This is a genomic window from Litoreibacter ascidiaceicola (assembly GCF_900129235.1).
In the GTDB taxonomy this organism is placed as follows: Bacteria; Pseudomonadota; Alphaproteobacteria; order Rhodobacterales; family Rhodobacteraceae; genus Litoreibacter; species Litoreibacter ascidiaceicola.
The window spans coordinates 646,261-652,440 of the sequence record NZ_FQUV01000001.1; the positions used below are offsets into that span (position 1 = coordinate 646,261).

General features: G+C 59.9%; 8 protein-coding genes. 4 read left to right on the forward strand and 4 right to left on the reverse strand.

Annotated elements, in window-relative coordinates; genetic code table 11:
* The first annotated feature begins 206 nt into the window (after positions 1-206).
* Positions 207-1,637, forward strand: coding sequence for a Glu/Leu/Phe/Val family dehydrogenase (locus BUB72_RS03085; protein WP_073140366.1), 1,431 nt, complete (start codon positions 207-209; stop codon positions 1,635-1,637).
* A gap of 42 nt (positions 1,638-1,679) precedes the next feature.
* Here the strand turns inward: BUB72_RS03085 and BUB72_RS03090 are convergent, their stop codons facing one another.
* A complete protein-coding gene (locus BUB72_RS03090) occupies positions 1,680-2,201 on the reverse strand; it encodes a hypothetical protein (protein WP_073140370.1) in 522 nt (173 codons plus the stop codon).
* Positions 2,202-2,261: 60 nt separating this feature from the next.
* On the reverse strand, positions 2,262-3,218 hold the full coding sequence (locus tag BUB72_RS03095; protein WP_073140373.1) for an NAD(P)-dependent oxidoreductase: 957 nt from the start codon (positions 3,216-3,218) through the stop codon (positions 2,262-2,264).
* A 158-nt stretch (positions 3,219-3,376) separates the two neighbouring features.
* Between BUB72_RS03095 and BUB72_RS03100 the strand changes: the two genes are divergently transcribed.
* Positions 3,377-4,288, forward strand: coding sequence for a pirin family protein (locus BUB72_RS03100; RefSeq protein ID WP_073140378.1), 912 nt, complete (start codon positions 3,377-3,379; stop codon positions 4,286-4,288).
* On the opposite strand, the gene BUB72_RS03105 is transcribed toward BUB72_RS03100, so the two are convergent.
* Positions 4,285-4,656 (reverse strand): hypothetical protein, encoded by a 372-nt coding sequence (locus BUB72_RS03105; protein WP_083588538.1) that lies wholly within the window; start codon positions 4,654-4,656, stop codon positions 4,285-4,287. The two genes, BUB72_RS03100 and BUB72_RS03105, sit on opposite strands and share 4 nt — an antisense overlap.
* A gap of 53 nt (positions 4,657-4,709) precedes the next feature.
* Between BUB72_RS03105 and BUB72_RS03110 the strand changes: the two genes are divergently transcribed.
* Positions 4,710-5,465, forward strand: coding sequence for an alpha/beta fold hydrolase (locus tag BUB72_RS03110; protein ID WP_073140381.1), 756 nt, complete (start codon positions 4,710-4,712; stop codon positions 5,463-5,465).
* Here BUB72_RS03110 and BUB72_RS03115 read toward each other — a convergent pair.
* The gene (locus tag BUB72_RS03115) at positions 5,462-5,650 is read right to left on the reverse strand and encodes a CTP synthetase (protein WP_073140384.1); all 189 of its coding nucleotides are present in this window, start codon (positions 5,648-5,650) and stop codon (positions 5,462-5,464) included. The two genes, BUB72_RS03110 and BUB72_RS03115, sit on opposite strands and share 4 nt — an antisense overlap.
* A 188-nt stretch (positions 5,651-5,838) precedes the next feature.
* Here BUB72_RS03115 and BUB72_RS18955 point away from each other — a divergent pair, with 188 nt between their 5' ends.
* Entirely contained in the window at positions 5,839-5,961 is a 123-nt protein-coding gene (locus BUB72_RS18955; protein WP_021099689.1) for a hypothetical protein, read from the forward strand.
* Positions 5,962-6,180: the final 219 nt, after the last annotated feature.

Here is a 6,180-nt window from a genome sequence, read left to right on the forward strand (position 1 = left end):
CAGCATTTTCGGCAACTTTTCAGTGGTTTAGCGGTCATTGTTCCCGCGACCGCATCAATGGGCAGATTTATCCACGGAATCAGTCCGACACCCCACTTTAGTTTTATTAACCACTTACTTTACGAAAGAAGCCCTACTAGGCTGAGTTCTAATGTCGCACATAATTTAAGCGATTTATTAACACCTGCCGTGACAGGAGAGACGCCATGAGCATACCTAACGAACCCTCCTTCCGTGAATCCGTCGAATTGATGTTCAACCGGGCCGTTGCCCTGATGGACCTGAAACCGGGGTTGGAAAACAAGATCAGAGTCTGCAACGCCACCTACACCGTTCGCTTCGGCGTGCGTCTGCGCGGACATATCCACACCTTCACCGGCTACCGCGCAGTCCATTCCGAACATATGGAACCGGTCAAAGGCGGCATTCGGTTTGCGCCCAACGTCCATCAGGACGAAGTGGAGGCCCTCGCGGCACTGATGACGTTCAAATGCGCGTTGGTGGAAACCCCCTTCGGCGGCTCCAAAGGGGGGCTGTGTATCGACCCGCGCGAATGGGACGAGCATGAGCTGGAACAGATCACCCGCCGCTTCGCCTATGAATTGGCAAAGCGCGACCTGATCCACCCCAGCCAGAACGTGCCCGCCCCCGACATGGGCACCGGCGAGCGCGAGATGGCGTGGATCGCCGACCAATACGCGCGGATGAACACGACAGACATCAACGCCCGCGCCTGTGTGACGGGCAAACCGCTGAATGCCGGTGGCATCGCGGGGCGCGTGGAAGCCACGGGGCGTGGCGTGCAATACGCGCTGCAAGAGTTCTTCCGCTACCCCGAGGATATCGCCATCGCGGGTCTTGACGGAACCCTTGAGGGCAAGAAGATCATCGTGCAGGGGCTGGGAAATGTGGGCTACCACGCCGCGAAGTTCCTGTCCGAGGAAGACGGCTCTTTGATTGTCGGCATTATCGAGCGCGATGGCGCGCTGACCAATGAAAAAGGCCTCAACGTCGAAGCCGTGCGCGCATGGATTGCGGAGCATGGCGGCGTGAAAGGATGCCCTGAAGGCGACTTTGTCGAGGACGGTGCCAGCATTCTGGAAGCCCCGTGCGACATCATGATCCCGGCGGCCCTTGAGGGCGTGATCAACTTGTCAAACGCCGAGCGCGTGCAAGCGCCGCTGATCATCGAGGCCGCGAACGGCCCGATTACCGCCGGTGCCGACGAAGTTTTGCGCAAGAAAGGCTGCGTGATTATCCCCGACCTGTATGCCAACGCGGGCGGTGTGACCGTGTCTTATTTCGAATGGGTCAAAAACCTGAGCCACATCCGCTTTGGCCGGATGGGCAAACGTCAGGAAGAGGCGCAACACCTGCTATTGATCAACGAGCTGGAGCGCCTGTCTGCGGATAAGGAACTTGGCTGGGAATTGAGCCCCGACTTCAAGGCGCGCTTCCTGCGTGGCGCGGGCGAGATCGAGCTGGTTCGCTCCGGTCTCGATGACACCATGCGCACGGCCTATCAGGCGATGCGTGCCGTATGGCACGGGCGTGATGATGTCGAGGATTTACGGATTGCGGCTTACCTTGTCGCCATTGACCGTATCGCCAGCAGCTACCGCGCAAAAGGTCTGTAAACACATTCGGCAGGGGGCTTCGGTGCCCTGCCCGCCGACGCTCTACCTGATACCGTCGAGATCGACGATGCCGTCGCGGGTCGCAATCATCGCGGTCAAGGTATCGGCCATCAGCTTGCCCTCTGCACCAGAGGTCAGACCGCCGACACCGACCCGTTTCCCGAACCGCCACCACAAGCCCGGAGCCCATTGGCGCGGATAAGGCGTTTTCAAAGTCACCAGAAAACCGTTCGACGGTTTGAAGGCAAAAAAGCTGCGGTCCACTTTTACCACATCGTCCATGCGGAAGATCACGCGCCCGTCGGACAGGCGCAGTTCTTCCTCCGTCAGCTCGATCATGTGGCCGGTGACATCCCACATCTTGTAGCCGCCATAGATCGAGACGGCCCCGATCAATACCAGCAAAAAGACCAGATGGAGCCCTTCGGGTGGCTGCGTTATGACAAGGTAAAACAGCAGCGCCCCAAGCCCGTACAAGACGGCGGTGCCAAACATGCGGCGCGGCGCGGACGGGACCAGCCCTGCGATCACCTCGGATCGTGTATTGGTATCGGCATCTGACATCGGGTTCACTTCCTGTTATCTCCGTCCCGCTTAGCGTGCGGCATCGCCAGATGCCAGCCTTCACCCGCGATGCGGCACAACCTCGTAGCCCGTCTCCTCCGGCTCGTCATCAACCATTTCGGCAGGAAAGCCCGGCGCGGTGATGTCGAGGCCTGTCGCCTCTTCAAGCCGTTTGATGATGTTCGGGGACAGCTCCCGCGCGCCATATCGTGCGATCCCGTCCTTGAATATCTGGATCATCAGCGGGTTTATCTCCAGCGGCACTCCGGCGCGGTCGGCCACGTCCTGAAACAGCCCGATATCTTTTAAGACAAGGTCCATGGTGAAGGAAATGTCTCTCGAGCCGTTCAGGATGACCTGACTTTCCGTCTCGTGTACGAAGGATGTGCCGGACGATATCTTCATCGCCTCATAGGCCACGTTAAGGTCCATCCCCGCGCCCTTGGCCACGGTCAAAGCCTCGGCACAGGTGATCAGATTGGCGGTCGCAAGGTAGTTGGTCAGGACTTTCAAAACAGACGCCGACCCCAGATCGCCCGTGTGCAAGACACGGCGCCCCATGGTGGTAAGCAAGGGGAGTATCCGCTCGAAGGTGGCGCGGTCGCAGCCGGCGAAGATCGAGATGTTGCCGGTATCCGCGCGGTGACATCCGCCCGAGACGGGGCAATCGACCGCCGCTGCCCCTGTGGCCAAGATCTTCGCGCCCAGCCTTTTCACCTCCGCCTCGTCGGTCGTGGACATTTCCAGCCATATCTTGCCCGGACCTGCGGCCTCTAGCAGCCCATCCTTTCCCTCCACCACAGCGGCGGAAATGCTGGGATGCGGCAGGCAGGTTATGACAATGTCGCAAGCGTCCATTAGCGCGCGCGGGCTCTTCGCGGACTTTGCCCCCTTGGCGACCGCCGCGGCGACAAGCCCGTCATCCAGATCGCGCACGGTGACATCATGCCCGTTGCGGATAAGGGAGCCGGAAAGCTTGCCCCCGACATTTCCCAGCCCGATAAATCCAATTCGCACGCTCTTTCTCCTTACAGTTTGAAGAAAAAGTGGGAGTTCGCCCGCGCCCCGTCTGTCCCAAAGCCGACATTGTGCGCCCGCGAACGGACCCTGCGCGGTGGCGTGAGATTGTCGCAGCGCCCTGCCCACCCTACATTCTGCTGCAAAGGAGACACATCATGTCTATCAGACCGGTTACATCGACATCTGCCGCCGTTCCCACTCTGGAGGGCGCAGGTGTCAAGCTTCACCGCGCATTCGGGTTCCAAGACCCGACGATGCTGGACCCGTTCCTGCTGTTCGACGACTTTCGCAACGAGCGCCCAGAGGATTTTATCAAAGGCTTTCCGTGGCACCCGCATCGCGGCATCGAAACGATCACCTATGTGCTGAACGGCACGGTGGATCACGGCGACAGCCTTGGAAACGAGGGCACTTTGGGCGCGGGCGATGTACAATGGATGACGGCGGGGTCCGGCATCCTGCATCAGGAAATGCCCAAAGGGAACGCGCAGGGGCAGATGCACGGTTTCCAGCTTTGGGCCAACCTGCCGGGATCGCTGAAGATGACCGCGCCGCGTTACCAGGATGTTGAAGGCAAAGACATTCCGGAGATGATCGACGATGACGGCACCCGCGTGAAGGTGATCATCGGCGAATTCTGGGGGAAACGAGGCCCCGTGGACGGCATCGCGGCGGACCCGCAATATCTGGACGTTTTCGTTCCGGCGGGTGTGCGCAAAGTGTTCAAGATCGACACCTATCGCCGCGCTTTTGCCTATGTCTTCGATGGCTCGGGGTCGTTTCGCGACGCCTCCACCCCGCAAGGCGTGTTGCTGGAGAAAGAGGTCATGGGCGAGGAGGTCAACATTCGCGATATGTCTGGCGACAGAACGCTCGTTCAGTTTGGCACCGGCGACGAGGTCACGGTTCAGGCGGGCGACAAGGGCATTCGCTTCTTGCTGATCTCCGGCGCGCCATTGGAGGAGCCGGTGGCATGGCACGGACCCATCGTGATGAACACGCAAGACGAGCTACGCCAGGCGGTGCGTGACCTGCGCAACAACACGTTTATCAAGCCCGCGCATTAAATGTAGCCACGCCAGCGCAGCACCGCGATTGCGACGCCTGCGATCAGGACAAACTGCACGATGAGGCTGGCCGCAAACCCGAAGAGGGCCTTGGTTTTCAGGGCCCTCTCGTCGACGCTTTCCAAATACATCAGGCATATTTCATAGCTTTCGCTGACCTGTTGCGGGTCAAGACGCAGCAGCATCTTGGGCTCTTTCGCCATCCGCTCGGCAGTCGCCAAATCCTTGGCCGCACGCCTGACACGACTTGGCAAAGCGCGCCCCGCACGCCGCACCCGCGCCTCGAGCGACGCGCCGCGCATCCCGAGTTTCTCGTGCAACAGCGCCGAAATCCGCGCTACCAATTGATCAACGACTACCTTTTCCATATCCCCTCTTAGCCCACTTCCACGGGCGGCGGGAAGCTGCTAGTGCTTTGTTTATGCTTAATTACACCACATATGGCGCGACGGGCGCTGCGCGGCCTTTATTGATTGCCCACGGATTGTTCGGCTCTGGCCGCAATTGGGGGGTGATTGCCAAGCGTCTGTCCGACCGTGGAGAGGTGAACGCCGTCGACATGCGCAACCACGCGCATAGCTTCTGGGACGGCAGCCACAGCTACGAGGCGCTTGCCGACGATCTGGCGCAAGTCGTTGAAAAGACGGGCGCGCCGGCGGATGTGTTGGGCCATTCCATGGGCGGCAAGGCGGCGATGGTGCTGGCGGTGACGCGGCCGGAACTGGTGAACAAACTGGTCGTCGCGGATATCGCGCCGGTGGCTTACACGCACACGCAGATGGGCCCGATCGAGGCGATGCGGAAGGTGGATTTCTCGACCGTCGAACGGCGGGCGGATGTGCTGGAGCAGATGACCCAGCTGGAAGATGGCCTGCCGGAATTCCTCGCGCAATCCGTTGACGTTGCCGGGAAAAAGTGGCGGCTGAACCTTGACGTACTGACCGACGAGATGGGCAAAATCATCGGCTTCCCCGACGTCGATGGCAGCTTTGACGGCGACACGCTGTTCCTGTCCGGCGCTGCGTCCGACTACGTCACGCGGGACCACCGCACGACGATCAAGCCGCTGTTTCCGAACGCCAAATTCGCCAAGATACCCGGCGCAGGGCATTGGCTGCACGCGCAAAAGCCGCGCGAGTTCGAGGCGAATGTCAGGGCGTTTCTGGACCGGACCTAGACGATCTTCGAGGTGATCTGCTTGGTGATCCACCACGTGACAGGGATCGACACCACGAACCCCACGACCGAGACTGCAACGATCGGCACCAAGGTGTCGTAGCCCATGGTCAGCGCCGCGATGATCAAGGTGCCTGCGACAGTTGTCGCGATCATGGAATAAAGAATGGCTGCGAGGCGGAACATGGGTGGAACTCCTTGGTCGTGGTTTACGCGGCAGTCTATAGCGCGCGGCGTGGCGCAAAACTTTGATCTGGGTCATATGGGCTGGCACGTGGCGGCGGGGTCACGCCGAGCGCCCCGTCACACCGCTGGAATTCAGGCGCGGGGCTTGGTAAACTTGGCCCGAGGCAGAAGCAGAAAGGATCATCCGGATGATCACGCGATTGAGTTTGATAGGCCTAGCTTTGGTGTTCGTGCTGGCAGGCTGCGAGACGGTTGACGGTATTGGGCAGGATGTCAGTGGAGCGGCGCGGGCGGTGAAGCGGGCGTTGTAGGTTGGGGGGAGCTTTTTGGGTACGCGGCGTAACTGGGTGAGGTCCTGCTAGAGCGGTTGTATGAGCTGGTTTATTTGTGAGCGCGCGCTTTGAACTAGTAGTTTGCTGCAAACGATAAATTTCAGGGAGTGTCCTGAACTCTGTGTATCTGGTCCGGTCCATGCGGGTTTCAGATACGGTCACGCATTGAAGCGTTCGTCAAACATGATAGCGAATTGA